Origin of the sequence: Caldalkalibacillus thermarum (assembly GCF_014644735.1) — a bacterium.
Taxonomy (GTDB): Bacteria; Bacillota; Bacilli; order Caldalkalibacillales; family Caldalkalibacillaceae; genus Caldalkalibacillus; species Caldalkalibacillus thermarum.
Window position 1 is genome coordinate 1 of record NZ_BMKZ01000117.1, and the last position, 969, is coordinate 969.

2 protein-coding genes are annotated in these 969 nt (G+C 43.8%); both read right to left on the minus strand.

What is annotated here, in order from left to right:
* The coding region (locus IEW48_RS16745; RefSeq protein WP_229704111.1) for a nucleotidyltransferase family protein at positions 1 to 181 on the minus strand (181 nt) is incomplete at its 3' end.
* Between the two features lie 162 nt (positions 182 to 343).
* Positions 344 to 688, minus strand: coding sequence for a hypothetical protein (locus IEW48_RS16750; protein WP_229704112.1), 345 nt, complete (start codon positions 686 to 688; stop codon positions 344 to 346).
* Positions 689 to 969: the final 281 nt, after the last annotated feature.

Genomic DNA, 969 nt, shown 5'->3' on the forward strand with positions numbered 1-969 from the left:
GCTCAACAAAATCCAGGCCAATCGGTTTTGAAAATTCAACCAGTATGTCAATATCACTCTTCCCCGTTTGTTCTCCACGTGCAAATGATCCAAAAACACCAATTTTTCTTACATTGTACTTTTCCTGGAGAATGGGTTTGATTAACTGGAGCCGATATTCAATATTTTTATCAAGAGACATCATGATCACACCTTTCACACCCACCACTATTTTCTTTGTAATTATTATAGCAAAAAAGCGGCCTAAAAAGACCGCTGATAACACTCAATTGCAAAAGGACAATGACTGCACTGAGAAGATGGTTTGGCTGGAAACAACCTATCACGGGCATCCGGCTCCAGATCAAAACGTTGTACGGTTGCCAATTGGTTTTCCAATCGACAAAGCATACACCAGATTCGTTTTCGACAACCAGATCAATGTAGCCCTGTAACTGTGGGGCTGAAGGAGAATGGGAGAGTGGGAGTTGGAAATGTACTTCTGTCTCCCCCATTCCCGCGTGTCTGGGGATTTTTTTACTAGACTTTCCACCTCCGAACGTTCAACCTGGGGGTGGAAGTCTGCTTCAATAAAGCCTTCGCAAACCGCTTCTTCCAAGATGTATCCCTGTATGAGCATTTCAATGCCTTTGTGGACAGCCTTTCCGAGTGCCAGCGGCTTTGTCACCGGCTCCTCCCGACCGTCCACGTATTTCAGGTAGAATCTTAATGGGCACTGCTCATATAGGGACAGGCGTGAATAGGAGTATATCTCAGAGATTTTTACCCCCTTAAGCTAAAAAGAGGGATATACCTGCATACAGCTGTGAGCGTCAAGTACAATTGAACAATTTTCGCTAAATAACCTGAATCCGTGAGGATTCATCTATTAATCCCTCACCTGCTTTGGTACAATGGGAATAAGTATAATCAGATTCTCCCACCTGGCAGGTGAAAAGGATGCGGTTTATGATTAAAGCCTCTCATGAA